Raw genomic sequence first — 24019 nt, forward strand, 5'->3', positions numbered from 1 at the left:
TCGAGTGCGGTCACGCGCTCTTCCTGGGAGTCCCCCACGGCGAGGACGCGTCCGCGTTCCGCAGGTCGATGGCAGTGGCTTGATCGGCTCCCATGGCTTCTACACGCACCCCAGTGGTCCCCATGCGCTCAGTTTCGACCTACTCTTCCGATATGACCCTCGGTGATGCGCCGCCCGCTCCCGCCGCCTTCCGGCGCGCGGCGGCCAGCATGCGCCCGGCGGAGGTCAGGCCGGAGATCGAGCTGGAGGACATTCCAGCGCCGCAGCGCCTGGCCCCCTACTCGGCCGCCATCGGCGCCTCGGTCTATCGCGACGACGACGAGCTCGCGGTCGGCCGCCTCATCATGCTCTTCGATCCGGACGGCCAGCGCGGCTGGGACGGCCAGTTCCGTCTCGTCGCCTACGTCCGGGCCGACATGGAGCCCGAGATCACCGAAGACCCGCTGCTCGGCCCCGTCGCCTGGAGCTGGCTCACCGAGTCGCTCGAAGCGCACGACGCCGGCTACACCGCCGCCGGAGGCACCGTCACCAGAGCGGTCTCCGAGGGCTTCGGCAACAAGGCCGAAGATCCGGTGACCACGGAGCTGGAGTTGCGCGCGTCCTGGTCCCCTCTGCAGGAGGACCTCTCCGGGCACGTCGCGGCCTGGTGTGACCTGATGTGCCTGGCGGCGGGCATACCACCCCTGCCACCCGACGTGACGGCGCTGCCGTCACGTCGTCGCGAGGATCCGGAGCCCTTTCGAACGTGACCGACGAGACGACCGTAGTTCCGCTGCTGGAGCCCCGAGACGGAATACCACCGGTCATCGAGGGCCCGGCCGACCTCGCGCGCGTCGTGCGCGCCTTCGCCGAGGGCACCGGCCCCGTCGCCGTGGACGCCGAGCGCGCCTCGGGCTACCGCTACAGCGGCCGCGCCTATCTCGTACAGCTGCGCCGCACCGGCGCGGGCAGCGCTCTGATCGATCCGACCTACTGCCCGGACCTGTCGGATCTCGACGCCGCGCTGGCCGACGCCGAGATCGTCCTGCACGCGGCCTCCCAGGACCTGCCGTGCCTGGCCGAGCTGAACTTCCATCCGCGTGAGCTGTTCGACACCGAGCTGGCCGGCCGGCTGCTCGGCTACGAGCGGGTCGGGCTCGGCCTGATGGTGGAGAACGTCCTCGGGCTCAAGCTGGAGAAGGGTCACTCGGCCGCCGACTGGTCCACCCGTCCGCTGCCGGAAGACTGGCTGCGTTACGCGGCGCTCGACGTCGAGGTCCTGATCGAGCTCCGCGACATCCTCTACCAGGAGCTGAAGGACAGCGGGAAGCTGGCGTGGGCACAGGAGGAGTTCGCCGCCGTGCTGGCCCACAAGACCCCCGGCCCGCGCACGGATCCGTGGCGGCGCACCTCCGGCATCCACAAGGTCCGCTCGCTGCGCGGGCTGGCCGTGGTCCGGGAGCTGTGGACGCTCCGCGACGAGTTCGCCCGCGAGTCGGACGTCGCTCCCGGCCGGGTCCTGCCCGACTCCGCGATCGTCTCCGCCGCCCTGGACATGCCCCGCACCACCAAGGCTCTCACCGACATCGCCCCGTTCACCGGCCGCAGCGCCCGCCGGCACCTGCGCGAGTGGCTGGCCGCCATCGGCGCGGCCCGCGCGCTGCCGGACTCGGAGCTCCCCCAGCCCAGCGCGGCGGGAGACGGGCCTCCGCCCGCCAACCGGTGGATGGACCGCGACCCCGTGGCCGCCCGGAGACTGGCCGCCGCCAGGGCCGTGGTGGCCGCGCTCGCCGACGAGCACCACATGCCGACCGAGAACCTGATCCAGCCCGACTCCGTACGCCGCCTGACCTGGGAGCCCCCACCGGTCATCGACGACGAGACCGTCGCCGCCCGGCTCCGCGAACTCGGAGCCAGGGAGTGGCAGATCGAGCTGACCGCGCACCCGATGGCCAAGGCCCTCATCCGCCTAGAGACCAAGGGCGAGGTCTGATCGGCCCCATGGGCGCCGTGGGGCACGCACGGTCTTTCCGCGATCGTGCGGACCGCGGTTCCCGTGAAGCGGCTGAGCCGATCTCCCGTGTCGGCACGCGCCGTCGTCGCGGTGTTCACCGGGTCGTGCGTCCCTGTGCTCACCCGGCATGCCGTCACCGCTCCCGCCGGATCACGGCGAGTCGTCTCTGACCGCGAGCCGAGCCCTTTACAAAGTAGATCATATTTTCTTCCGCGGGAATCCAGCCGCCCGCCGGCTCGGAAGCTCAACGCGGGGGTCACAGGCCCGGGCCTGTGACCCCCGCGTTCGTTCAGCAGGTGGCGAGCATGCTCTGCAGGGCGCTCTTCTCGGCGCTCTGCAGCGTCAGCTTCCAGTAGTACTTCACCTGGATCCACGCCCTGGCGTAGGTACAGCGGAACGAGGCGACCGACGGCTGCCACGTCGTCGGGTCCTGATCGCCCTTCGACTGGTTGACGTTGTCCGTCACGGCCCACAGCTCGGGCCCGCCCAGGTCGTTGGCGTAGGTCTGCCGCTGCGCGCTGGTCCAGCCGTAGGCGCCGGACCGCCAGGCTTCGGCGAGCGGCACCATGTGGTCGATGTCGACGTCACTCGCGGCCGTCCAGGTGGCACCGTCGTACGGGGAGTACCAGCTGCCCGAGGTGGGCGCGCAGTTGGAACCGGCGACCACGCCGACGCCGTCCCTCTTGAGCACGGTCTCCCTGGTATTGCACGCGCCACTGATGGTTATCCAGTGGTTGAACAATGCCCGGTCGTAGGAGGACTGATTGGTTTCCGGGGCGACGGTGAGCGTCGCGAGCCGGGTGGCGGCGGTGGCCGCCGAGGGAATGCTGGGCGGGGTGGCCGACGCCGTTCCCGTGGTCAGGGAGAGCGTGAGAAAAGTCGCTGTGAGGGCAGCGAGAACCGCGGTGACGACTCGTTTCACGAGTGGCCCCTTCTGTCCGCTACCTCGGCCAGTCGGGGGGTCTGGGCTCTGCGAGGCGGGACAGACGGAACTTCTCAAGTCCTGACAAATACAGAAATGTCAGGGTTTGACGATGAGTCAAGGCGCGTTTGGTCGGATCATGCCTTCAATTCGCGAAACAGCCCTTATGACCTGCTGCGATGCCCGGACGAGAACAACCCGGATCACACTTAACAACGCCGAACGCGCCGTGAAACCCTGGTAAACAATCCAGCGGTGGTCTCCGAATACGCCGGGCCATGTGGCCGGAAGGCGAAAAGGAAAAAGGCCGGCGGAAAAACCGCTGGGCGGCGAAACACGGGGCGAATCCGTTCGATCGAGCATTCCGCCCGGCCCAGGCGAACGGAACAGCCCATCCCCTTTCCGGCGAACCGAGCCGCGTCCGGCGGCCAGAGAACGCCGGACGCTCAGGAAGCGAATCCGGCCAGCAGGTCGTCCAGTCCCGCCTTGACGCGCCCGACCGTCACCCCGCAGTCGCCGGCGACATCGCCGCCACCGTCGCCCATCTGGCAGGCGAAGGCGGCAGGAACATCACCGGAGCCTCCATCACCGTCGACGCCGGCACCACGGCCTGACCGCCATGGCCTGGACCGGGGGTGGGCGCCGACCGGGTCCCTGAAACAGGCGAGACCGGATGAGTGCTTGCCGAAGACATGGCGACTGCCGTACCGTATGATGGAAAGCGCTTTCCATAGGAGGCCAGAGAAGATGTCCCCGCGAAGCATCGGTGTCGTGATGAACGGTGTCACCGGCCGCATGGGTTACCGCCAGCACCTGGTCCGGTCGGTTCTGGCGATCAACGAGCAGGGCGGCGTGGCACTGGCCGACGGCAGCCGGATCATGCTCAAGCCGGTGCTCGTGGGCCGGAACCCCGAAAAGCTGGCGAAGATCGCCGCCGATCACGGCATCGCCGGCTGGACCACCGACCTCGACGCGGCCCTGGCCGACGACGACAATCTCATCTACTTCGACACCCAGGTCACGCAGGCCAGGGTGAAGGCCGTCCTCAAGGCGGTGGAGGCGGGCAAGCACATCTACGCGGAGAAGCCGATCGCCGAGACGTTCAGCGACGCCCTGGCGCTGGCCGAGGCCGCGACCGCCAAGGGTGTGAAGAACGGCGTCGTGCAGGACAAGCTCTTCCTGCCGGGCCTGCTCAAGCTCAAGCGCCTGATCGACGGTGGCTTCTTCGGCCGGATCCTGTCGGTGCGCGGCGAGTTCGGCTACTGGGTCTTCGAGGGTGACTGGCAGGCCGCGCAGCGCCCGTCGTGGAACTACCGCGCCGAAGACGGCGGCGGCATCGTCCTGGACATGTTCCCGCACTGGGCCTACGTGCTGGAGAACCTCTTCGGCCGCATCCGGTCGGTCTACGCGCAGGCCGTCACCCACGTGCCCGAGCGGGTGGACGAGCGGGGCATGACCTACCCGGCCACCGCCGACGACGCCGCGTACGGCGTGTTCGAACTGGAGGGAGGGATCATCGCGCAGATCAACTCCTCCTGGAACGTTCGAGTGAACCGGGACGAGCTGGTGGAGTTCCAGGTGGACGGCACGCACGGCAGCGCGGTCGCGGGCCTGCGCAACTGCCGCGTCCAGCACCGCGCCACCACTCCCAAACCGGTCTGGAACCCCGACCTGCCCGCCACCGCCCGCTTCCGCGACGACTGGCAGGAGGTGCCCGACAACGCCGAGTTCGACAACGGCTTCAAGATCCAGTGGGAGATGTTCATCCGCCACGTGGTCGAGGACGCGCCCTTCCCCTACGACTTCGTCTCCGGCGCCCGCGGCGTCCGCATCGCCGAGCTGGGCCTGCGCTCCTCGGCCGAGGGGCTCCGGCTTCCCGTGGAGCCGTGATGAGAATCGCGCTCCCCGGCGGCGACCACACCCTGCGCGAGGCGGTGACCTGGGCCAGGCCCGCCGCTCCCGCCAGGAGCCGCATCGCCTACGCCGCCGCCCACGTGACCGCCGACCCGCTCGGCGACAACACCCCGGGCTCCCCCGCCGTCGTGGACTGGGAGACCACCCTGCGGTTCCGCCGCCACCTGTGGTCGTACGGCCTGCGGATCGCCGACGCCATGGACACCGCCCAGCGCAACATGGGCCTGGACTGGGCGGCCACCCGCGAGCTGATCCAGCGCAGCGCCGGGGAGGCCAAGGAGTTCGGCGACCCGGCGACGCTGGTGGCGTGCGGCGCGGGCACCGACCACGCGCCGCGGGCCCGGACGCTGGACGAGATCGTGGCCGCCTACACCGAGCAGATCGAGACCGTGCGCGACGCCGGCGCCGGGGTCGTCGTCATGGCCAGCCGGCAGCTCGCCGCGATCGCGCGGGGCCCCGAGGACTACCACCGGGTCTACGGGCGGCTGCTGACCCAGACGGACCGCCCGGTGATCCTGCACTGGCTGGGCGAGATGTTCGACCCGGGGCTCGCGGGCTACTGGGGCTCGGGGGACGTGGCCGAGGCCACCGCGTCGTTCCTGGCGCTGATCCGCGAGCACGCGCCGATGGTGGACGGGGTCAAGGTCTCCCTCCTGGACGCCGAGCACGAGATCGGGCTGCGCGCGGCGCTGCCGGAGGGCGTCAGGCTCTACACCGGCGACGACTTCAACTACCCCTCGCTGATCAGGTCGGGGAGCCACGCGCTGCTGGGCATCTTCGACGCGATCGCCCCCGCCGCCGCCGCGGCTCTCCAGGCACTCGACGACGGCGACCTCGGACGGTACGACGAGATCATGGCCCCGACGGTCCCGCTCTCCCGGAAGATCTTCGAGACGCCCACCTACAACTACAAGACCGGCATCGTCTTCCTGGCCTGGCTCAACGGCCACCAGAACGCCTTCAACATGATCAACGGCGCCCAGGCGGCCCGCTCGATTCCACACCTGTCCGAGGTGTTCCGCCTGGCCGACCGGGCCGCACTGCTGGTGGATCCCGAGCTGGCGATCTACCGGATGAGGTCCCTGCTGGCGGTGAACGGACTATGAGCGGGCAGACGGAGAACGAGCGAGCCCGGAGTGAGCGGACCCCGGGGAAATCCGAGAACACGCGGGCCGGGAGCGGGACGCCCCCGGGCCAGGCTGAGAACGAGCAAGCCAGGAGCGGGAGGCCTCCGGGCCAGGCTGAGAACGAGCGGGCCGGGAGCGGGCGGAGCGGAAGTCGTTTCTCGCTGAACCAGTGGACCACCAAGCGGTGGTCGGTGGCCGAGGCCGTCGACGGGTGCGTGCGGCACGGCGTAGAGGCCATCGGCCTGTGGCGGCAGAACGTCGCCGAGCAGGGCCTGGACGAGACCGTGAAGCTGGTCGCGGACGCCGGGCTCCGGGTGTCGTCCCTGTGCCGGGGCGGCTTCCTCACCTCCGGCGACCCGGAGGCCCTGGACGACAACCGCAGGGCGATCGACGAGGCCGCGGAGCTGAACGCCGCGTGCCTGGTCATGGTGGTCGGCGGCCTGCCCGGCGTGGTCCCCGGTGAGCCCCTGGGCGCGATCTCCCGCGACCTGTCCGGAGCGCGGGAGCGGGTCGCCGAGGCACTGGCCGTGCTGGCGCCGTACGCGGGCGAGCGGGGGGTCAGGCTGGCCCTGGAACCGCTCCACCCGATGTACTGCGCCGACCGGGCCGTGCTCTCCACGCTCGGTCAGGCCCTCGACCTCGCGGAGCCGCACCCGCCCGCGCAGGTCGGCGTCGTCGTCGACACCTTCCACGTCTGGTGGGACCCGCAGGTCTTCCGGCAGATCGCCAGGGCGGGCGGGCGGATCGCGAGCTACCAGGTGTGCGACTTCCTGTCCCCCCTCCCGGCCGACGTGCTGCTCGGCCGGGGCGTGATGGGCGACGGCGTGATCGACTTCGCCCCGCTGACCAGGGCCGTGACCGAGGCGGGCTATACCGGGGACATCGAGGTGGAGATCTTCAACGCCGAGGTGTGGGCCGCCGACCCCGACGAGGTCCTGACCAGGGTCAGGACCAGGTTCGGCGAACTCATCGGAGGCTGACGCGGCCGGACGGCGCGAAGCGGCCCGCACCGCCGTCCGCCCGAGGCCCCCGCGCCGTCCGCCCTCCCCCTCCATCTGCCCGAGCTCCCCGCGAGGCCCCGGCCTCTCGCCGTCCGCCCGAGGTCCCAGGCCGCCCGGTCCCGGTCCACGAAGGGCCGCGAAGGGTTGCATCCACGGAGTCCTCAGATCAGCTCGCGCGTGCTCTCCCGCAGGACGACCTCCCCGGCCACGGACTCCACCCGGATCCCCTTGGCCTCCTCCAGGGCAAGCTCCAGCGCGCGGGCGCCCATGTACGCCAGCGGCAGCCGTACGGTGGACAGCGCCGGAACCAGGTCCCGCAGCGTGACGATGTCGTCGAAGCCCGCCACCGAGACGTCGTCGGGCACCCTGACCCCCCGATCCCTGAAGGCCGCCAGCGCGCCCACCGCCATCACGTCGTTGACCGCGAACACGCAGGTGGCACCGGACACCTGGGACGCCGCCGTGTAACCGCCGTCCCGGTCGAAGGAGCCGTGCACGACCTGCGGCGCGGGCAGGCCGAGCACCTCGAGCGCCCCGGCGAACCCCGCCACCCTGTCCCGGGCCGTGATCAGCCCGGGAGGGCCGGCGAGCACGGCGAAACTCCGGTGCCCCAGCCCGGCGAGGGCCCGGGCCAGCGCGGCGGCGCCCTCGTGGTTGCTCGGCACCACCGTGTTCACGCCCAGCAGGTCCTGGCCCACGCAGGCCACCCGCCCTCCGGCGTCCCGGTAGCGATCGAGCTCCTCGCGGAGCCTGCGGGTCACGTGGGGGTCCGCGATCCGGGATCCGGCGAGCAGCACGGCGCAGACCCGCTGCGCGTTCAGGGTCGAGACGAAGGCGATCTCCCGTTCGGCGTCGCGATGCGTGGTGCCGACCATGACCATGAGCGCCTGGCTCTCGGCCACCCGCATGGCTCCGTCCGCGAGAGCGGCGAAGTAGGGGTCGGTGAGGTCGTGGACGACCAGCCCGATCACGTTGCTGGCTCCCTTGGCCAGGGTCTGCGCGGCCACGTTGGTGCGGTAGCCGAGCTGGGCGGCGGCCAGCTCCACCTTGGTGCGCAGTGAAGCTCCCACCTGCCGGGTGCTCCCGTTGAGCACCCGCGACGCCGTGGCGAGCGAGACGCCCGCGTGCCGGGCGACATCCTCGAGCGTGGCCACAGAAAACCTCCAGGAAAGCGTTTTCCAAAACTGCCAGAGATGCTTTCTTCTCGCATTCTGGGCACATCGACGAGGCGCGACCCCAGACCCGCGCACGCCTGTAAGGAACAATCTACTTTCCTGTCCGTCCCGTCCCGCGATCTATCCGGGCACCTGGTCGCGTCAAGCGTTGTTACCGACGAGTAGCATAGGGGTGAAGCAATCCAGCAACGAGGAGCGAACTCCGTGCCTTCGTCTCGTGACGTCGTATTCGTCGACGGTGTACGCACGCCTTTCGGCAAGTCGGGTCCCAAGGGCCTGTATGCCGGGACGCGCGCCGACGACCTGGTGGTCCGCGTCATCCGCGAGCTGATTCGGCGTAATCCGAACCTGCCGCCCGACCGCGTCGACGAGGTGGCCATCGCGGCCACCACGCAGATCGGCGACCAGGGCCTGACCCTCGGCCGCTCCGCCGCGATCCTGGCCGGGCTGCCCAAGAGCGTGCCCGGATACTCGATCGACCGCATGTGCGCCGGGGCCATGACCGCGGTGACCTCGCTCGCCGGGGGCATCGCCTTCGGCGCCTACGACGTCGCCATCGCCGGCGGCGTCGAGCACATGGGCCGCCACCCGATGGGCGAGGGCGTGGACCCCAACCCCCGTTTCCTGGCCGAGCAGCTCGTGGACGGCTCCGCCCTCGTCATGGGGATGACCGCGGAGAACCTGCACGACCGCTACCCGTCCATCACCAAGGACCGCGCGGACGCCTTCGCCCTCGCCTCGCAGGAAAAGGTCGCCAAGGCCTACTCCGACGGCAGGATCCAGCCCGACCTGGTGCCCATGGCGACCCGGTCGGCCGAGGGGGGCTGGGGTCTGGCGACGGTGGACGAGGCTCCTCGCCCCAGCACCACGCTCGACGGGCTCGGCGCCCTGAAGACCCCGTTCCGCCCGCACGGCCGGGTCACCGCCGGCAACGCCTCCGGGATCAACGACGGCGCGACCGGCTGCATCGTGGCCGCCTCAGAGGTCGCCGAGGAGCTGGGCCTCGCGCCCAAGATGCGCCTGGTCTCCTACGCCTTCGCGGGCGTGGATCCCGAGGTCATGGGCGTCGGGCCCATCCCGTCCACCGAGCGGGCGCTCCGCCTGGCCGGGCTGTCCGTCTCCGACATCGGCCTGTTCGAGATCAACGAGGCCTTCGCCGTACAGGTGCTGGCCTTCCTGGAGCACTTCGGCATCGCCGACGACGACGCCCGCGTGAACCCCTACGGCGGCGCGATCGCCTTCGGCCACCCGCTGGCCTCCTCCGGCGTGCGCCTGATGACGCAGCTCGCCCGCGAGTTCGGCGAGCGCCCCGACGTCCGGTACGGCGTGACCACGATGTGCGTCGGCCTGGGCATGGGCGGAACGGTCATCTGGGAGAACCTCAGCTGGGAAGGTAAGAAGTGACGGACATCAAGGAACTCTTCGCCGACGAGGTCGTCACCAGGGCGATCGTCCGCGACGTGGAGCTGCCGTACGGCGCGGGCACCATGGCGCTGATCACCCTGGACAACGGCCTGGACCACACCAAGCCGTCCACGTTCGGCCCCGGCGGCCTGACCTCGCTCGGCGAGGCCCTCGACGCGATCTCCGCCCGCGGCGACGTCGCGGCCGTGGGCGTCATCGGCAAGCCGTTCATCTTCGCGGTCGGCGCCGACCTCAACGGCGCCGCCCTGGTCTCCGAGCGGGACCAGGCGCTGCAGATCGGCAGGCTGGGCCACGACGTGTTCCGCCGTCTCGGCGAGCTGGACGTGCCGTCGTTCGCTTTCGTGAACGGCGCGGCCATGGGCGGCGGCCTGGAGGTCGCGCTCCACTGCACCTACCGGACCATCTCCTCCGGCGTGCCCGCGGTCGCGACGCCCGAGTGCTTCCTCGGCCTGGTTCCCGGCTGGGGCGGCACGCAGCTGCTGCCCCGGCTGATCGGCCCGGCCGCGGCCATCAAGCTGATCATCGAGAACCCGCTCTCGCAGAACCGCATGATCAAGGGCAGGGACGCCTTCGCGTCGGGGATCGCCGACGCGATGTTCGAGCCGGCGGACTTCCTGGAGGAGTCGCTGCGCTGGGCCGCCCGGGTGCTGCGCGGCGACGTGACCGTCTCGCGAACCGACCACACCGCCGGCGACTGGTCCAAGACCGTCGCCGACGCCCGCTTCCTGCTCGACATGAAGCTGCACGGCGCCTCCCCTGCCCCCTACCGGGCACTGGACCTGATCGAGCTGGCCCGCACCGCCTCCCGCGACGAGGGCTTCGACGCCGAGGACCAGGCCCTGGCCGACCTCCTCATGGGCGACGAGCTCCGCGCGGGCCTCTACTCCTTCGACCTGGTGCAGCGCCGGGCCAAGAAGCCCGCGGGCGCGCCCGACGCGGCCCTGGCCCGCAAGGTCACCAAGGTCGGCGTGGTCGGCGCGGGCCTGATGGCCTCCCAGATGGCGCTGCTGTTCGCCCGCCGCCTGGAGGTCCCGGTCGTGCTGACCGACCTGGACCAGGCCCGGCTGGACAAGGGGGTCGGCTACGTCCACGCCGAGATCGCCAAGTTGCTCGGCAAGGGCCGCGTCTCCGCCGACCAGGCGGGCCGGCTCAAGGCCCTGGTGACCGGCTCGCTGACCAAGGACGCGTTCGCGGACGCCGACTTCGTCATCGAGGCCGTGTTCGAGGACCTGGCGGTCAAGCAGCAGGTGTTCGCCGAGGTGGAGGAGGTCGTCTCCGCCGAGTGCGTGCTGGCCACCAACACCTCCTCGCTCTCCCTCACCGAGATGGCCTCCGGGCTGCGGCACCCCGAGCGCGTCGTGGGGTTCCACTTCTTCAACCCGGTCGCCGTGATGCCCCTGCTGGAGATCATCCGGGGTGCCGAGACCGACGACGCGACGCTGGCCACGGCCTTCTCCGTCGGCCGATCGCTGAAGAAGTCGTCCGTGCTGGTCAAGGACGCGCCCGCGTTCGTGGTCAACCGGCTCCTGACCCGCTTCATGGGCGAGGTCATCGGCGCCGTCGACGAGGGCACCCCGCTGGAGGTCGCCGACCACGCGCTGGACGGGCTCGGCCTGCCGATGACCCCGTTCACGCTGCTGCAGCTCGTCGGCCCCGCCGTCGCGCTGCACGTGGCGGAGACCATGCACGAGGCCTTCCCGTCCCGCTACTCCGTGTCGGAGAACCTCGCCAAGCTGGTCGCGGCGGGCAAGCCCGGCGTCTACGCGCCCGACTTCTCGCTGGACGCCGAGGCGGTGGCGCTCTTCTCCGGCGGGACCTCTCCGTCGACGGCGGAGGAGGTACGGCTGCGCGCGCTGCGGGCCCTCGCGGAGGAGATCCGCCTCATGCTCGACGAGGGCGTGGTCGCGGCGGCCCAGGACATCGACCTGTGCATGGTCCTCGGAGCGGGCTGGCCCTTCCACCTGGGCGGCATCACCCCCTACCTGGACCGGACCGGCATCTCCGACCCGCGCTTCCTCGCGCCGGGCGTGGCCTCGCTCCCCGCCTGACGCCTCGGTCTATCGGATCGCCGGGTAAAAAAACAGGAGAATCCTTGACCTGAAAAAACTCGGATCTTGGTCCGGCAGAGGGAATCACCCCTCACATGAGAACCGTCATGATCGTGTCCGCGGGCGCGATGTTCGCGCTCGCGACCGCGCTGCCCACGACAGCCGCGCCCGCCTCGGACAATCGATCGTCGCCGCCCGTCTCGCCCGCTCCGGACGGCCGGTCTCAGCCACCGGTGGCCGCCGCGCCCGCCCGGGAGAGCCGGTCGTCCCTGGCGCTCAGCGTCTCCGTCGCGGGCGCCCCGGCCAGGACCGCCTTTCTCGACTGCGACCAGGCTCTCGGCGGCGGCGCGGCCCTCGCCACGTCCTGCGACATGATCCGCAGGGTCGGCGGCGACCTGTCGAAGATGACGTACGACATCGACATGATCTGCACCGACGAGTACGCCCCGCGCACGGTGAGAGCGATCGGCACCTGGGAGGGCAGGTTCGTCTGGTTCACCAAGACCTACGACAACGGCTGCGAGATGACCGCTCTCACCGGTCCTGTCTTCTCCATCTGAGCCGGCGGGTCAGCTCGGGGTCGCGGGGGCGAGGTGGAAGGTGTATTCGAGGGAGTGCCACGGGCCGTCCAGCTCCCGGCCGTCGGGCGCGGGGCCCTTGCGCTCGGGGAAGTCGACGATCAGTGCGTCCTTGACGCCGAAGACCGTGTCGGAGTCCTGGTAGGCGCCGCCGGCGACGAACAGCTGGGTGACCAGGCGCTGCCGGCCCGGAGCGCTGATCATGAAGTGCAGGTGCGGCGCGCGGTAGTGGTGCCTGCCCGCCGCGTCCAGCATCCGTCCCACGGGGCCGTCGCCGGGGATGGGATACGCCGACGGAAGAATCGACCAGAACTCCACCCGCCCTTCGGCGTCCGAGCGGAACCGTGCCCGCAGGGCGGGGCCGTCGAGGTCGTGGAGCTGGACGTCGTAGAAGCCGTCGGCGTTCGACTGCCAGACGTCCACCACCGCGTCCGGCAGCGCGGTGCCGTCCGTGCCGGTGATCCGTACCGAAGTCCACAGCGGTATGCCGTCCATGCCCTGGGAGATGTCCGCTCCTCCTGGCAGCGGCGGCGGGCCCTCGACGTAGAACGGGCCGAGCACGGCGGAGGGCGTGCTCTCGGCCGTACGGGAGTTGGTGAGAAGGTCGACGGCGCTGGAGACGCCGAGCGTGTCGGAGAGCAGGATGAACTCCTGCCGGGTGTCACTGGACAGCTGCCCGGTGCGGGTGAGGAATCCGATGGCGTACTGCCATTCGTCCTCGGTGAGGTCGTTGTCCGCCACGAAGCCGTGCAGCCGCCGGACCAGGTCGGCGAGCAACCGCCGCACGCGCGGATCGGGGGCGCCGTCGAAGCTCGCCACCACCTGGTCGGTGAGCGTCCGCAGCTCCGCGGTCGGCAGCGCCCGGCTCTCCGAGGCGGGCCTGCGTCCCTCCCAGGCGTCGTGGAGCAGCGCGGCGACGCCGTCGGCGGTGACCTCCCGGGGGTTGGGGTACGACGCGCCGACCGCGAGCTCGACCACCTTGTCCAGGTCCTCCTCGCGCAGGCCGAGCTCACCCAGCGAGACGGGCCCGTGCAGGGCTGAGACCAGGTCGTACACGGCGGCCGGCGCGTCCGCCGCGCCGAGGACTCCGGCGATCCGCCGCATGACGTCCGGCGCCGCCTCCGCGTTGTAGGCCATGACGTGCGGCAGGACGACCGTGTGGGTCGCGGCGTGCGGCAGGCCGAACGAACCGCCGAGGATGTGACACAGCCTGTGGTGCAGGCCCATGCCGACGGCGCCCAGGCAGGTGCCCGCCAGCCAGGCGGCCTGCAGGGCGTCCGCCCGTGCTTCGCGGTCGGCGGGGTCCTCGGCGATCCGGGGGAGGGCGGCGGACATCAGCGCGATCGAGCGCAGCGCCAGCTCGTCGGTCACCGGATTGGCCTGCGGCGCGTACAGCGCCTCGACCGCGTGGGCCATGGCATTGACGCCGCTGGTCACCGAGATCGGCACCGGGAGGTCCAGGGTGAGGTCCACGTCGTAAATGACGGTCTCCGGCAGGATCTCCGGGGAGGACTGAGTGGTCTTGATCCCGTTGTCGGTCTCGCCGAGCACCGGCGTGACCTCGGAGCCGGCGTAGGTGGTGGGGACGATGATCTGCGGCAGGCCGGTGCGTACCGCCAGGGCCTTGGACAGGCCGGTCGTCGAGCCGCCCCCGATCGCCACGACGCAGTCGGCGCCCAGCTCGCGCACGAGGTCGAGGGCGGACGCGGTGACGTCGGTCGGGGTGTGCATCACGGCCCGGGTGAACTCTCCGGCGGCCAGCGATCCGAGCAGCTCCCGTGCGCGGGCGGCCAGGTCCGTCTGGCGCGCAGTGGTCAGGACCACCGCGCGCGAGCAGCCCAGCCGTTCGACCTCCTCGCGCAGCCGAGCCAGCGTCCCGGTGCCGAACACGACCCGTGCGGCCTGTCTGACGTAGGTGAACTCCTGCATGGCTCGCTCCTGTCGCACGACGGACTGTCATCACAAGTCTCGGGCCCACGGGCGGGGAATCTCCTGCACGATTCCGCCGCCGGAGATGCACAAAAAGCGCGGGACCTCAGCCGCTCCGCCTCAGGGCGGCGGGAGTCCTGCCCAGCTGCGCCCGGAGCACGCGCGTGAGGTGCTCCTGATGGGAGAAGCCGCACCGGGCCGAGATGTCGGCGATGGGCAGCGTACTCGTGCGCAGCAGCCGTACGGCCTGCTCCACGCGCAACCGCATCAGATACCGGTGCGGAGGCTGCCCGGTGCGGACCTTGAAGGCACGGGCGAACTGGCTGACGCTCAACCCCGCGACCTCGGCCATGTCCTTCAGCGGCAGGGGCTCGGAGATCCGGGCGTCCAGGAGTTCCCGCACCGCGGCGAACCGCCTGTCCGTCAGCCCGGACGGACCCGCCGGTTCCGGGGATTCGCGGCGGCGTGTGCTGTGGCGCCGGGCCAGCTGCGCGGCGACCGCGACGGCCAGCTGGTCGGCATACGTCCGGTCGCCGGGCTGCCGGTCCCTGACGACCCGGTCCAGGGCCAGGAGCAGCTGCTCCAGCAGCGGATCCGTGCCGCAGAACGCCTCTCCCAGCCGAACCTGCCGCCCCTCTTCTCCCGCCTCCTGAAGCGCCTCATCGGTCAGGTACGCGTGCACGGTGTTCAGCGGTCCGCCCAGCTCGACGTTGAGCGTGGTCTCGGCGGGGTGCAGGAACAGTCCTCCGGCGGGCATCCTCTCCGTGGAGACGAGCCCGCGCCGCCCGCGCCGCACGGTGACCGGCCCGTCCAGGTGCAGGACCATCAGGTGGCACGGCGCCCCGTCGAACGCGTCGCGGTAGGGAAGCTCCCGCTGGGTCGAAAGGTACAGGCTCTCCCAGCCCAGACCCTCGCTTGTCCGGGCCGGACGCACTCCCGGCCGCGCGAGGATGCCCTGGGTGTCGCTCAACCCCAGCTCCCGCGTCATGATGCCGTCCTCCTGCCCGCGCCGATCCCTCAGCTCACGATATAAGGCGTCATGTACGTCATCGTCAGGGACGGGCCGGCCCCGGACCGGTACACGGCGAGCCATTCCGCCCGACCACGCCGCCGATCCCCCGACGGCGTCACGCGCGCCGGCGGCCCGGCTCTGAATTCCCATCGTTGTCCAGGCCAGGGCAAAAGATCACAACACAGGGCGCGGCTCTCGAATATTCGAACATACGAGCGGTTACATAGCTGGTGACGGGAACCGGTCGCCCGGCTGCCGCTGAATGAGAGGTCACCAAACGCAAGGAGTCTCCCGATGCTGCTCACCACACGGGCCGCTGTCATCTTCGGTCTCGGAATCAGTGTCTCGGCCACCGCGGTGGCGCTGAAGCGCACCGAGGGGAAGTCGTGGCCGTCCTCACTCATGTACGGTGGCGCCACGTTCGGCGCGGTCGTCGTCTTCGCCAACAGCGTCATCTCTTGACCCCGGGGCGCGGCGCGGGCCCGCGGACGACGACGCCGGCGAGGCGAACAACCCCGCCGGCGCCCGGCTCGGCGGCGCCGCTACGGCGCCGGGGCCTCGTCGGTGCTCGTAGGTCGCCGGCCCTCCGGAGAGTGCCCCGACAGCCTGCTGTGGCGGTAGCCGTACCCGATGTAGACCAGGACCCCGATGATCATCCACACGGCGAACCTGAGCCAGGTCTCCACCGGCAGGTTGAGCATCAGGTAGAGGCAGGCCAGCACCGACAGGATCGGCACCAGGGGCACCAGCGGGGTGCGGAAGGAACGCGGCAGATCGGGGCGGGTCCGGCGGAGGATGACCACGGCGATCGAGACGATCACGAACGCGAAGAGCGTGCCGATGTTGACGAGCTCGGCGATCGTGGCCAGCGGCAGCAGCCCCGCCAGCAGGGCGACCACGACGCCCATGATGATGGTGATCAGGTACGGCGTGCGGTACGTCGGGTGGACCTTGGCCAGCCTGCCCGGCAGCAGGTTGTCCCGGCTCATCGCGAACATCACCCGCGACATGCCCAGCATGAGGATCATGACGACCGTCGTCAGCCCGGCCAGGGCTCCGATACTGATCAGGGTCGCCGCCCAGGTCAGGCCGACCGCCTTGAACGCGTCCGCCAGCGGCGCGGACTCGCTGAGCTGCTGGTAGGGCTGGATGCCGACGACCACCAGGGAGACCGCGACGTAGAGGATCGTGCAGATGACCAGCGAGGCGATGATGCCGATCGGCAGGTCGCGCCGGGGGTTGCGGGTCTCCTCGGCCGCGGTGGCGACCACGTCGAACCCGATGTAGGCGAAGAACACGATCGCCGCGGCGCTGAAGATGCCCAGGACGCCGAAGGCGACGGGGGTGACCCCGAACAGCACCTGGATCAGCGGCGCGGACAGGCCCTCCACCGCGGGGGTCTGCTTGGAGGGCGGGATGAACGGGACGTAGTGCTCCCGATTGATGTAGAACAGCCCCGCCACGATGACCAGGGCGATCACCGCGAGCTTGATCGCGACGATGATCAGGTTGACCCGGGACGACAGCTTGATCCCGATGACCAGGACCGCGGTGAGGATGAGCACGATCAGCGCGGCGGGCAGGTTGAACACCGGGTTCTCCCCGGCGATCACATCGGGCAGGGGGATCCCCAGAGATTCCAGCAGCGAGTTCAGGTAGCCCGACCAGCCGACCGCGACGACCGCGGCGCCGAGCATCATCTCCAGCATCAGGTCCCAGCCGATGATCCAGGCGGGAAACTCTCCGAGCGTGGCGAAGGCGAAGGTGTAGGCCGATCCCGCCACCGGCACGGTGGAGGCGAACTCGGCGTAGCAGAGCGCGGCCAGCGCGCAGACGATGCCCGCGACCACGAACGACAGGGCGACCGCGGGCCCGGCCATCTCCCTGGCGACCCGGCCGGTGAGCACGAAGATGCCGGTGCCCACGATGACGCCGATGCCGAAGACGGTCAGGTCGAGCGCGCTGAGATCCTTGCGCAACCGATGTTCGGGAGCCTCGGTGTCCTGGACCGACTGTTCTACCGACTTGACGCGTAAAGCATCCATGCCGTTCACCTTGACCGTCCGGAGTCGTCTTTCTCTGTGACTCAGGTCATGCCCACCCAGTCAACCGACGAACGGCAAACTCGGGGTTCTTCGGGGGAAAGTCCGGATGTCTCCGGGGTTTCAGGACGACACCCTTGAGCCATGCTCATGGAAACTCTCGGACAGTTAGACCCATATCTGGTCGGCGCGGTGCTGCTGGCGGTGCTGGCGCTGGACGGTTCGCTGCTGATCGGAGTCGTGCTCCCCGGAGACGCGGCGATCATTGTGGCGGGAACCGCGCTGACCGGCCCCTCCGAGGTCGCGCTCGCGGCGGTCGCCGGGGTGGCCGGGTGCCACCTCGGCGCCACCGGCGGCTGGCTGATCGGCCGGCGGTACGGTTCGCGCGTCCGCCACAGCAGAGCCGGGCGGTGGATCGGCGAACACCGGTGGGCCCGCGCCGAGCGACTGGCCACGGGCGAGGGCAGCGGCCCCGCCCTCGCCGCCGCCTATTTCCTGCCCGTGGTCAACGCGCTGACCCCGATCCTCGCCGGGACCCTCGGCATGTCGTACGGCCGCTTCATCCGCTGGGCCCTGGCCGGCAGCACGGTCTGGGTGAGCGCCTATCTGGTGCTGGGCTCCGTCGCCGGCGAGTTCGTCCGGAACAACGAGCACCTGATGGTGCCGGTCGCCGGATGCGTCGCCGTCGTGGTCGCGGGCCTCATCGTGATCAGCCGACGGGCCCGCGCGGACAGGAGAACGGAGATCAGCGAGCCGGCTGGTTCTCGAACTCCGGAGACCGCTTCGCAACCGCTTCAGTGATCTCGCGGGCGATGTCCTGCGAGGTCAGCCCGATCTCGTTGAGGATCTTCGCCCGCTTGGCGTGATCCAGGAAGCGCTGCGGGATGCCGTAGGTGCGGACCGGAACATCCACGTCGGCGTCGCGCAGCGTCCGGGCGACCGCGTCGCCGACGCCGCCCACCCGGCCGTTGTCCTCGACCACCACGACCAGCTTGTGCGCGCGGGCGGCCGGCACCAACGCCTCGTCCAGAGGCTTGACCCAGCGCGGGTCCACCACGGTGGCCGAGATCCCCTGGGCGTCGAGCAGGGCGGCGGCCTCCAGGCACAGCTCGGCCATCGGGCCGACGGACACGATGAGCACGTCGGACGGCACGTCGAGGTCGCCCGCGCGCAGCACGTCCATCTCGCCGAGCCGGCCGGCCGCCTCGATCTCGGCGGCCACCGGCCCCTTGGGGTAGCGGACGACGGTGGGGCCGTCGTCGACCTCCACGGCCTCGGCCAGCAGCTCGCGCAGACGCGGCTCGTCGCGCGGAACCGCGATGGACAGGCCGGGGACGACCTGCAGGATCGACAGGTCCCACATGCCGTTGTGGCTGGCGCCGTCGTCGCCGGTGACGCCGGCACGGTCGAGCACGACCGTGACCGGCAGCCTGTGCAGGGCGACGTCCATCAGGAGCTGGTCGAAGGCCCGGTTGAGGAAGGTGGCGTAGAGGGCGACCACCGGGTGGAGCCCGCCGAGCGCCAGTCCGGCGGCGCTGGTCAGAGCGTGCTGCTCGGCGATGCCGACGTCGTAGAGGCGGTCGGGATAGGCCTGGGAGAACGGGATCAGGCCGGTCGGGCCGAGCATCGCCGCGGTGATCGCCACGATGTCCTGCCGCTCGGCGCCCAGCCGTACGATCTCCTGGCTGAAGACGTTGGTCCAGCCGTGCGGCTTGGGCTTCTCCTCGCCGGTCAGCGGGTCGAAGACCCCGGGCGAGTGGAAACAGTCCTCGTCGTGGTTCTCGGCGGGCGAGTAGCCGGCGCCCTTCTTGGTGAGCACGTGCACGATGACCGGGCGGCGGAACCCGCGGGCCTTGCGCAGCGCGGTCTCCACGGCCTGCTCGTCGTGGCCGTCGACCAGCCCGATGTATTTCAGGCCGAGGTCCTCGAACATGACCTGCGGGGCCAGGACGTCCTTGATGCCCTTCTTCACGCCGTGCAGGGCGTCGTAGACCGGAGGGCCGAGCACCGGGACCTTGGTCAGGTTGCCCTTGACGAAGTCGAGCATGTTCTCGTAGCGCTCGGTGGTGCGCAGCGAGGCCAGGTGCGACGCGAGCCCGCCGATGGTCGGCGAGTAGGAGCGGCCGTTGTCGTTGACCACGATGATCAGCGGCAGATCCTTGTGCGCCGCGATGTTGTTGAGCGCCTCCCAGGCCATGCCGCCGGTGAGCGCTCCGTCGCCGATCACCGCGACGACCGTGCGGTCGGACTCGCCGCGCACCTTGTAGGCCTTGGCCAGGCCGTCGGCGTACGACAGCGCGGTGGAGGCGTGGGAGTTCTCGATGACGTCGTGCTCGGACTCGGACTGACTCGGGTAGCCCGACAGTCCGCCCTCCTGGCGGAGCGTGTCGAACTGCCCGGCGCGACCCGTGAGCATCTTGTGGACGTAGGCCTGGTGGCCGGTGTCCCACAGGATGCGGTCGTGCGGCGAGTCGAAGACCCGGTGGAGCGCGATCGTCAGCTCGACCACCCCGAGATTGGGCCCCAGATGGCCGCCGGCGCGGGCCGTGGAGCTGATCAGCAGGTCCCGGATCTCCACGGCGAGCTGTGGCAGCTCGTCGGCGGACAGGAGTTTTAGGTCCCGTGGTCCCTTGACCGACTCCAGAAGACTTCCAGGCTGCCCGGTCCGCTCGCTCACGGAATCATCCCCTCTGTCCAGTCATCGTCGAAACGAGTGTAGTTCGCGCGGAGGGCGCTGCCTCCAAGAGGTGAGATCCTGCGCGCTTTATCCACACTTGCCCTAGCCTTTTCCTCACAATGGACACCCTCCCCCCCAGGCGACCATCGTCACTGCTCCTCGCCTCTCTAGTCTTCCTGGTGGCGGGCGCGGGAATCGTCATCATCGCCACTCCGTCCTCCACCCCCTCCGGCGCCCCACCCTCCGCCGAGGCGGCCCCGCCCGCCTCCAGGGCGGTCCCACCCCCCGCCAAGGCCCCTTCCGCGGCCAAGGTCCCCCTCGCCAAGGAGCGGGCGGCACCGAGCGGTCGCGCCGCCGCGACCGCGAGTCCCCTCTACCGGGTCGGCGCGATGCCCAAGGTCAGATGCCGGGCCGGACAGATCCAGCCGGGGAGCGCGGCTTCCTACCGGTTTTTCATGACCGGCGTGAACCGGTGCCTGAACCTGGCCTGGAAAGCCCAGTTCAAGAAGGCCCGGCTCCCCTTCTCCCCGCCGAAGCTCCGCTTCGTGACCTCCCAGGTAAGCAGCCCCTGCGGCCGCTGGCCCACCGGAGCGGGTGGTTATTACTGCTCCGTCAACCGCACCATATACATCGGAGTGACCCGCAAGATCTTGAAGGACGCGTACGGCCCCAACCACGCCCAATTCATGGCACATGAGTACGCTCACCACGTACAGCAACTCGCCGGCATCCTGCCCTACTACGGCCAGAGCTCCTGGCACGCCAAGCCGTCCGCCAGGCTCGCCCTCTCCCGGCGCCTCGAGCTCCAGGCCGACTGCCTGGCCTCCGCCTTCCTCCGCGAGGCCGCCGGCAGCCTGTCGGTCACGCGGCAGCACTGGGACGCCATGGTCCAGTGGATCTCCGCCAACGGCGACAAGACCTGGCCGCGCAACGACCACGGCAAGGGCCGCAACCAGGCCTACTGGATGGAACGCGGTTTCGCGTCCGGCTCCCCCGCCTCGTGCAACACCGGGCTCGCCTCCGCGCGCAGTGTCAGCTGACAGCCCCCCCTGATCACCCGGTCGGCGTGGCCCCCGCCCGCACGGCTTATTTCCGCTTTACCCCGGCTTATGGGCTCCCATAGGGTTTGATCATGCGTCCCCCCATCATTGCGCTGCTGTGCGGCGTGCTGGCGAGCGTGTTGTTCACCGGTACGGCGAGCGCGGGCATCACCGAGCAGAACGGGCCGGTGCCCACCGGCACCGCGGCCCTGATTCACAACCCGATCTACAAGACCGGGAAGCTCGACCCCGGGACGTGCCAGCAGGAGGAGTCACTCAGCCCCGGCGACCGCGAATCCGCGCGGGTCTATCTCGAGTTCGTCCTGGACTGCCTCAACGACAGCTGGCGGCAGCAGCTCACCAAGGCCAAGCTGCCCTTCACCAAGCCCAGGTTCGAGACGACCTCCCGCCTCGGCTTCCCCACGGGCTGCGGCCCGTTCCCCAAGGGCGCCCAGGCGCTCTACTGCTCGCGCAACAACAAGATCACCTTCCTGCTCGACCCGGGGATCCTCTCCCAGGCGAACGAGCTGTTCCTGTTCCAGACGATGGCCCACGAATACGGCCACCACGTGCAGCAACTCACCGGGATCATGCGGACGTACCTCTCCCGGAAGTACAGAACCGACAAGGAGTTCCTCGCCGAGATCCGCAAGGCCGAGCTCCAGGCCGAGTGCCTGAGCGGCGCCTTCACCGGCAGCGTCTGGCGGTCCCTGAACCGCCGCCCCTCGGACTTCACCTATGTCCTGAGCTACGCCTACAGCACGGCCAGCCACGGCAAGGCCCAGAACATCGCCTACTGGCTGACCCGCGGCTTCGAGCAGGAGAGCCCCGGCGCCTGCAACACCTTCTCCGCTCCCAAGTCCAAGGTCGCCTGACCACAGCCCACGCTCGCCTGACCATCACTCGCCGGACAGACCACCCGTCGCCGTTTATGCGCGACGGGTGGTTATTTTTCCCACCCGGTGGAACCGCCGCCACCCCGGGCCGGCTCACGGACGCCACTCCGAACCCGATCACGAGTGGCGATCCGTTCGTGACCGTGCGTAGTCTGGTGCTGCCACCTGAGCGCCCTCCACGGTCACGTACCCGCCGGCTCTGGCTCCCCCTACTGTTCGACTGCGAGGAGAGACGACATTGGACGCGAACGTGGAAACGCGGGTAAAGGTCGTGGAAGGCGAGATCGTCACGCTCCGCGAGGAATCCAGGGAACATCGGGCCACCTCGGCGGCGATCATGGTCGTCCTCAGTGATCTCCGTACGATCACGGACGAGCTCCGCACGACCACAAATGAGCTCAGAGGGGGTCAGGAAGAGCTCCGTAAATCCACCAACGAGCTCCGCACGACCACGAACGAGCTCAGAGGGGGTCAGGAAGAGCTCCGTAAATCCACCAACGAGCTCCGCACGACCACGAACGAGCTCAGAGTGGGTCAGGAAGAGCTCCGTAAATCCACCAACGAGCTCCGCACGACCACGAACGAGCTCAGAGTGGGTCAGGAAGAGCTCCGTAAATCCACCAACGAGCTCCGTGCCACCACGAACGAGCTCAGGGCGACCACGAACGAGCTCAGGGCAGGCCAGGAAGAGCTCCGGGTCGGTCAGGCCGAGATCCGGGAGGAAATCGGCACGATCAGGCGCTCCGTCGGAAACCTGGAGGTCTCGATGAAGCGGGTCGAGGGCGACGTGGCCGAGGTCAAGGCCGGGCACATCGAGCTGCGCAACCTGGTCGCCGGCCTGATCAGGTAATGCGCGACGGCCGGCGGCGCCTCGGAGACCCGGGGTGCCGCCGGTCGGCGGCAGGCACGGGGGCCGCGCACGAGGACGGTCCCGTACCGAGGTATGAGAACGGCGAGGCCACCGGATCCGGCCGGACGAGGTCGGCGGGCGAGAGCCGCCCGGCGGGAGGATCAGGAGCCTGCGCGGGCGAGGACTTCGATGGGGTCGGCGAGCACCTGGGCGAAGGCCAGTTCGGCGGCGCCGACCAGGGTGGCGTCATCGCCGAGGGCCGAGGTGCGCAGGCGCAGGTCGTCGCGGCAGGTGGGGAGGGCGTCGACGGCGAGGCGGCTGCGGACCTGGGCGGCGGAGCCGAGATAGATCTCGCGGAGCATGCCCCCGAACACGACCATCTCGGGGTTGAAGATGTTGACCAGGTTGGCGACGCCCAGACCGAGCCAGTCGCCGACGCGGCTCAGGGCCGCCTGGGCGCCGATGTCGCCGCGGTCGGCGGCGTCGACCACGGCGCGGACCGCGTCCCTGCCGACGCCGGAGCCGAAGAGGCCGGCCGACTCCAGCAGCGCCCGCTCCCCCACTTCGGCCTCCAGACAGCCGAGCGAACCGCACCCGCACGAACGGCCCTTGGGGTTGACGACCATGTGCCCGACCTCACCGCCGAAACCCCCGTGGCCGCCGAGCAACTGGCCGTTGACGATCACGCCGCCGCCGATGCCGACGTCGCCGTGGAGGTAGACGAGATCGCGGCAGCCGACGCCGACCCCGCGGGTGTGCTCGGCGAGGGCGGCGAGATTGGCGTCGTTGCCCACCATGACCGGCAGGCCGAACGCCAGTCTGCGGGCCATCTCATCGGCGAAGGGCACGTCCACCGCGCCCATGTTCGGCCCGAACCTGACGACGCCGTCGCCGCGGGCCACTCCCCCGGAAAAGGCGGCCGCCACCCCGACGCACACCGTGTCGGCCCGGGTCTTGCGGTGCATCTGCCGCGCGAAGGCGGCCAGCGGCCCGACGATCTCGTCCAGGGAGAAGGCGCCGCGTCGCCGTACGGTCTCCCGCCGGTCCAGGATCGTGCCGCCCAGGCCGACCCGGGCGGCGACCAGCCGGTCGACGCCCACGTCCAGGGCGAACACGTAGACCCGCGCCGACTCCGGCCGCACCACCAGGGACGGGCGCCCTGCCCTGCCCGTCTCCCTGGGGAGCTCCTCCCTGACCAGGCCCGCGGCGGTCAGGTCCGCCGTGAGGGCCATGATCGTACTGCGGTTGAGCCCCATCCGGCTGGTGAGTTCCGCGCGCGAGGTCGGTCCGCTCAGATGGACGTGACGGAGCAGAGCACCAAGATTGTGGCGCCGGATCTCCTCTTGGGAGGGGCCTGCCCGCATCGCGTGGGATTCCTTCGGTGGATCGA

The 24019-nt window shown here is 70.3% G+C and carries 20 protein-coding genes and 1 pseudogene; 14 read left to right on the top strand and 7 right to left on the bottom strand.

What is annotated here, in order from left to right:
• The first annotated feature begins 152 nt into the window (after positions 1-152).
• Together DKM19_RS32795 and DKM19_RS32800 are read left to right on the top strand one after the other, a co-directional pair.
• Positions 153-749: a DUF3000 domain-containing protein gene (locus DKM19_RS32795; RefSeq protein ID WP_089206376.1), complete on the top strand. Its 597-nt coding sequence runs from the start codon at positions 153-155 to the stop codon at positions 747-749.
• Positions 746-1972: a ribonuclease D gene (locus DKM19_RS32800; RefSeq protein WP_110701074.1), complete on the top strand. Its 1227-nt coding sequence runs from the start codon at positions 746-748 to the stop codon at positions 1970-1972. Before DKM19_RS32795 ends, DKM19_RS32800 begins: the two co-directional genes overlap by 4 nt.
• Positions 1973-2282: 310 nt before the next feature.
• Here DKM19_RS32800 and DKM19_RS32805 read toward each other — a convergent pair whose 3' ends face one another.
• Entirely contained in the window at positions 2283-2915 is a 633-nt protein-coding gene (locus DKM19_RS32805) for an HNH endonuclease family protein (protein ID WP_110701076.1), read from the bottom strand.
• A 278-nt stretch (positions 2916-3193) separates the two neighbouring features.
• Here DKM19_RS32805 and DKM19_RS52125 point away from each other — a divergent pair, with 278 nt between their 5' ends.
• The 4 genes from DKM19_RS52125 (at position 3194) to DKM19_RS32825 (ending at position 6936) form a co-directional block, all read left to right on the top strand.
• Positions 3194-3529: an SDR family oxidoreductase gene (locus DKM19_RS52125; protein ID WP_239513705.1), complete on the top strand. Its 336-nt coding sequence runs from the start codon at positions 3194-3196 to the stop codon at positions 3527-3529.
• Between the two features lie 133 nt (positions 3530-3662).
• Positions 3663-4805 carry a Gfo/Idh/MocA family protein gene (locus tag DKM19_RS32815; protein WP_110701078.1) on the top strand — a complete coding sequence of 381 codons (1143 nt, stop codon included), beginning with the start codon at positions 3663-3665 and terminating at the stop codon, positions 4803-4805.
• Complete coding sequence (locus tag DKM19_RS32820) at positions 4805-5935, top strand: dihydrodipicolinate synthase family protein (protein WP_110701080.1); 1131 nt, start codon at positions 4805-4807, stop codon at positions 5933-5935. The genes DKM19_RS32815 and DKM19_RS32820 overlap by 1 nt, the downstream gene beginning before the upstream one ends.
• Positions 5932-6936, top strand: coding sequence for a sugar phosphate isomerase/epimerase (locus DKM19_RS32825; RefSeq protein ID WP_239513706.1), 1005 nt, complete (start codon positions 5932-5934; stop codon positions 6934-6936). Before DKM19_RS32820 ends, DKM19_RS32825 begins: the two co-directional genes overlap by 4 nt.
• Before the next feature lie 182 nt (positions 6937-7118).
• Here DKM19_RS32825 and DKM19_RS32830 read toward each other — a convergent pair whose 3' ends face one another.
• Positions 7119-8111 carry a LacI family DNA-binding transcriptional regulator gene (locus DKM19_RS32830; RefSeq protein WP_110701082.1) on the bottom strand — a complete coding sequence of 331 codons (993 nt, stop codon included), beginning with the start codon at positions 8109-8111 and terminating at the stop codon, positions 7119-7121.
• 225 nt (positions 8112-8336) lie between these two features.
• Between DKM19_RS32830 and DKM19_RS32835 the strand changes: the two genes are divergently transcribed.
• The 3 genes from DKM19_RS32835 (at position 8337) to DKM19_RS32845 (ending at position 12165) form a co-directional block, all read left to right on the top strand.
• The gene (locus DKM19_RS32835; RefSeq protein WP_089206366.1) at positions 8337-9536 is read left to right on the top strand and encodes a thiolase family protein; all 1200 of its coding nucleotides are present in this window, start codon (positions 8337-8339) and stop codon (positions 9534-9536) included.
• Positions 9533-11605 (top strand): 3-hydroxyacyl-CoA dehydrogenase NAD-binding domain-containing protein, encoded by a 2073-nt coding sequence (locus DKM19_RS32840; RefSeq protein ID WP_110701084.1) that lies wholly within the window; start codon positions 9533-9535, stop codon positions 11603-11605. The genes DKM19_RS32835 and DKM19_RS32840 overlap by 4 nt, the downstream gene beginning before the upstream one ends.
• Before the next feature lie 95 nt (positions 11606-11700).
• The gene (locus DKM19_RS32845; protein ID WP_110701086.1) at positions 11701-12165 is read left to right on the top strand and encodes an SSI family serine proteinase inhibitor; all 465 of its coding nucleotides are present in this window, start codon (positions 11701-11703) and stop codon (positions 12163-12165) included.
• A 9-nt stretch (positions 12166-12174) separates the two neighbouring features.
• Here DKM19_RS32845 and DKM19_RS32850 read toward each other — a convergent pair whose 3' ends face one another.
• Entirely contained in the window at positions 12175-14112 is a 1938-nt protein-coding gene (locus tag DKM19_RS32850; protein WP_110701088.1) for a maleylacetate reductase and hydroxyquinol 1,2-dioxygenase domain-containing protein, read from the bottom strand.
• 106 nt (positions 14113-14218) lie between these two features.
• The gene (locus DKM19_RS32855; RefSeq protein ID WP_110701090.1) at positions 14219-15100 is read right to left on the bottom strand and encodes an AraC family transcriptional regulator; all 882 of its coding nucleotides are present in this window, start codon (positions 15098-15100) and stop codon (positions 14219-14221) included.
• 318 nt (positions 15101-15418) lie between these two features.
• Between DKM19_RS32855 and DKM19_RS49955 the strand changes: the two genes are divergently transcribed.
• Positions 15419-15586, top strand: a complete 168-nt coding sequence (locus DKM19_RS49955; protein ID WP_162641950.1) for a hypothetical protein — start codon at positions 15419-15421, stop codon at positions 15584-15586.
• 80 nt (positions 15587-15666) lie between these two features.
• On the opposite strand, the gene DKM19_RS32860 is transcribed toward DKM19_RS49955, so the two are convergent.
• Positions 15667-17169, bottom strand: coding sequence for an amino acid permease (locus tag DKM19_RS32860; RefSeq protein WP_110701092.1), 1503 nt, complete (start codon positions 17167-17169; stop codon positions 15667-15669).
• A gap of 147 nt (positions 17170-17316) precedes the next feature.
• Here DKM19_RS32860 and DKM19_RS32865 point away from each other — a divergent pair, with 147 nt between their 5' ends.
• Entirely contained in the window at positions 17317-17967 is a 651-nt protein-coding gene (locus DKM19_RS32865) for a DedA family protein (RefSeq protein ID WP_162641952.1), read from the top strand.
• A gap of 49 nt (positions 17968-18016) precedes the next feature.
• On the opposite strand, the pseudogene dxs reads toward DKM19_RS32865, so the two are convergent.
• Positions 18017-19843: pseudogene (gene dxs / locus DKM19_RS32870) on the bottom strand (1-deoxy-D-xylulose-5-phosphate synthase); the annotation flags it as partial.
• Between the two features lie 119 nt (positions 19844-19962).
• Here dxs and DKM19_RS32875 point away from each other — a divergent pair.
• The 3 genes from DKM19_RS32875 (at position 19963) to DKM19_RS32885 (ending at position 22629) form a co-directional block, all read left to right on the top strand.
• Positions 19963-20883, top strand: a complete 921-nt coding sequence (locus DKM19_RS32875) for a neutral zinc metallopeptidase (RefSeq protein WP_162641953.1) — start codon at positions 19963-19965, stop codon at positions 20881-20883.
• Between the two features lie 92 nt (positions 20884-20975).
• A complete protein-coding gene (locus DKM19_RS32880) occupies positions 20976-21758 on the top strand; it encodes a neutral zinc metallopeptidase (protein ID WP_110701100.1) in 783 nt (260 codons plus the stop codon).
• Between the two features lie 271 nt (positions 21759-22029).
• Positions 22030-22629 (top strand): hypothetical protein, encoded by a 600-nt coding sequence (locus DKM19_RS32885; protein WP_162641955.1) that lies wholly within the window; start codon positions 22030-22032, stop codon positions 22627-22629.
• A 161-nt stretch (positions 22630-22790) separates the two neighbouring features.
• Here DKM19_RS32885 and DKM19_RS32890 read toward each other — a convergent pair whose 3' ends face one another.
• On the bottom strand, positions 22791-23993 hold the full coding sequence (locus tag DKM19_RS32890) for an ROK family transcriptional regulator (protein WP_110701104.1): 1203 nt from the start codon (positions 23991-23993) through the stop codon (positions 22791-22793).
• Between the last annotated feature and the right edge of the window lie 26 nt (positions 23994-24019).

Source organism: Streptosporangium sp. 'caverna', assembly GCF_003203775.1.
GTDB classification, from domain to species: domain Bacteria; phylum Actinomycetota; class Actinomycetes; order Streptosporangiales; family Streptosporangiaceae; genus Streptosporangium; species Streptosporangium subroseum.

What these genes read in the sequence shown, in the direction of transcription:
- DKM19_RS32795 (WP_089206376.1), top strand. Translation starts at nt 153, where the DNA reads ATGACCCTCGGTGATGCGCCGCCCGCTCCCGCCGCCTTCCGGCGCGCG.
- DKM19_RS52125 (WP_239513705.1), top strand. Translation starts at nt 3,194, where the DNA reads ATGTGGCCGGAAGGCGAAAAGGAAAAAGGCCGGCGGAAAAACCGCTGG.
- DKM19_RS32815 (WP_110701078.1), top strand. Translation starts at nt 3,663, where the DNA reads ATGTCCCCGCGAAGCATCGGTGTCGTGATGAACGGTGTCACCGGCCGC.
- DKM19_RS32820 (WP_110701080.1), top strand. Translation starts at nt 4,805, where the DNA reads ATGAGAATCGCGCTCCCCGGCGGCGACCACACCCTGCGCGAGGCGGTG.
- DKM19_RS32825 (WP_239513706.1), top strand. Translation starts at nt 5,932, where the DNA reads ATGAGCGGGCAGACGGAGAACGAGCGAGCCCGGAGTGAGCGGACCCCG.
- DKM19_RS32845 (WP_110701086.1), top strand. Translation starts at nt 11,701, where the DNA reads ATGAGAACCGTCATGATCGTGTCCGCGGGCGCGATGTTCGCGCTCGCG.
- DKM19_RS32850 (WP_110701088.1), bottom strand. Translation starts at nt 14,112, where the DNA reads ATGCAGGAGTTCACCTACGTCAGACAGGCCGCACGGGTCGTGTTCGGC.
- DKM19_RS32855 (WP_110701090.1), bottom strand. Translation starts at nt 15,100, where the DNA reads ATGACGCGGGAGCTGGGGTTGAGCGACACCCAGGGCATCCTCGCGCGG.
- DKM19_RS49955 (WP_162641950.1), top strand. Translation starts at nt 15,419, where the DNA reads ATGCTGCTCACCACACGGGCCGCTGTCATCTTCGGTCTCGGAATCAGT.
- DKM19_RS32860 (WP_110701092.1), bottom strand. Translation starts at nt 17,169, where the DNA reads ATGGATGCTTTACGCGTCAAGTCGGTAGAACAGTCGGTCCAGGACACC.
- DKM19_RS32865 (WP_162641952.1), top strand. Translation starts at nt 17,317, where the DNA reads ATGGAAACTCTCGGACAGTTAGACCCATATCTGGTCGGCGCGGTGCTG.
- DKM19_RS32875 (WP_162641953.1), top strand. Translation starts at nt 19,963, where the DNA reads ATGGACACCCTCCCCCCCAGGCGACCATCGTCACTGCTCCTCGCCTCT.
- DKM19_RS32880 (WP_110701100.1), top strand. Translation starts at nt 20,976, where the DNA reads ATGCGTCCCCCCATCATTGCGCTGCTGTGCGGCGTGCTGGCGAGCGTG.
- DKM19_RS32890 (WP_110701104.1), bottom strand. Translation starts at nt 23,993, where the DNA reads ATGCGGGCAGGCCCCTCCCAAGAGGAGATCCGGCGCCACAATCTTGGT.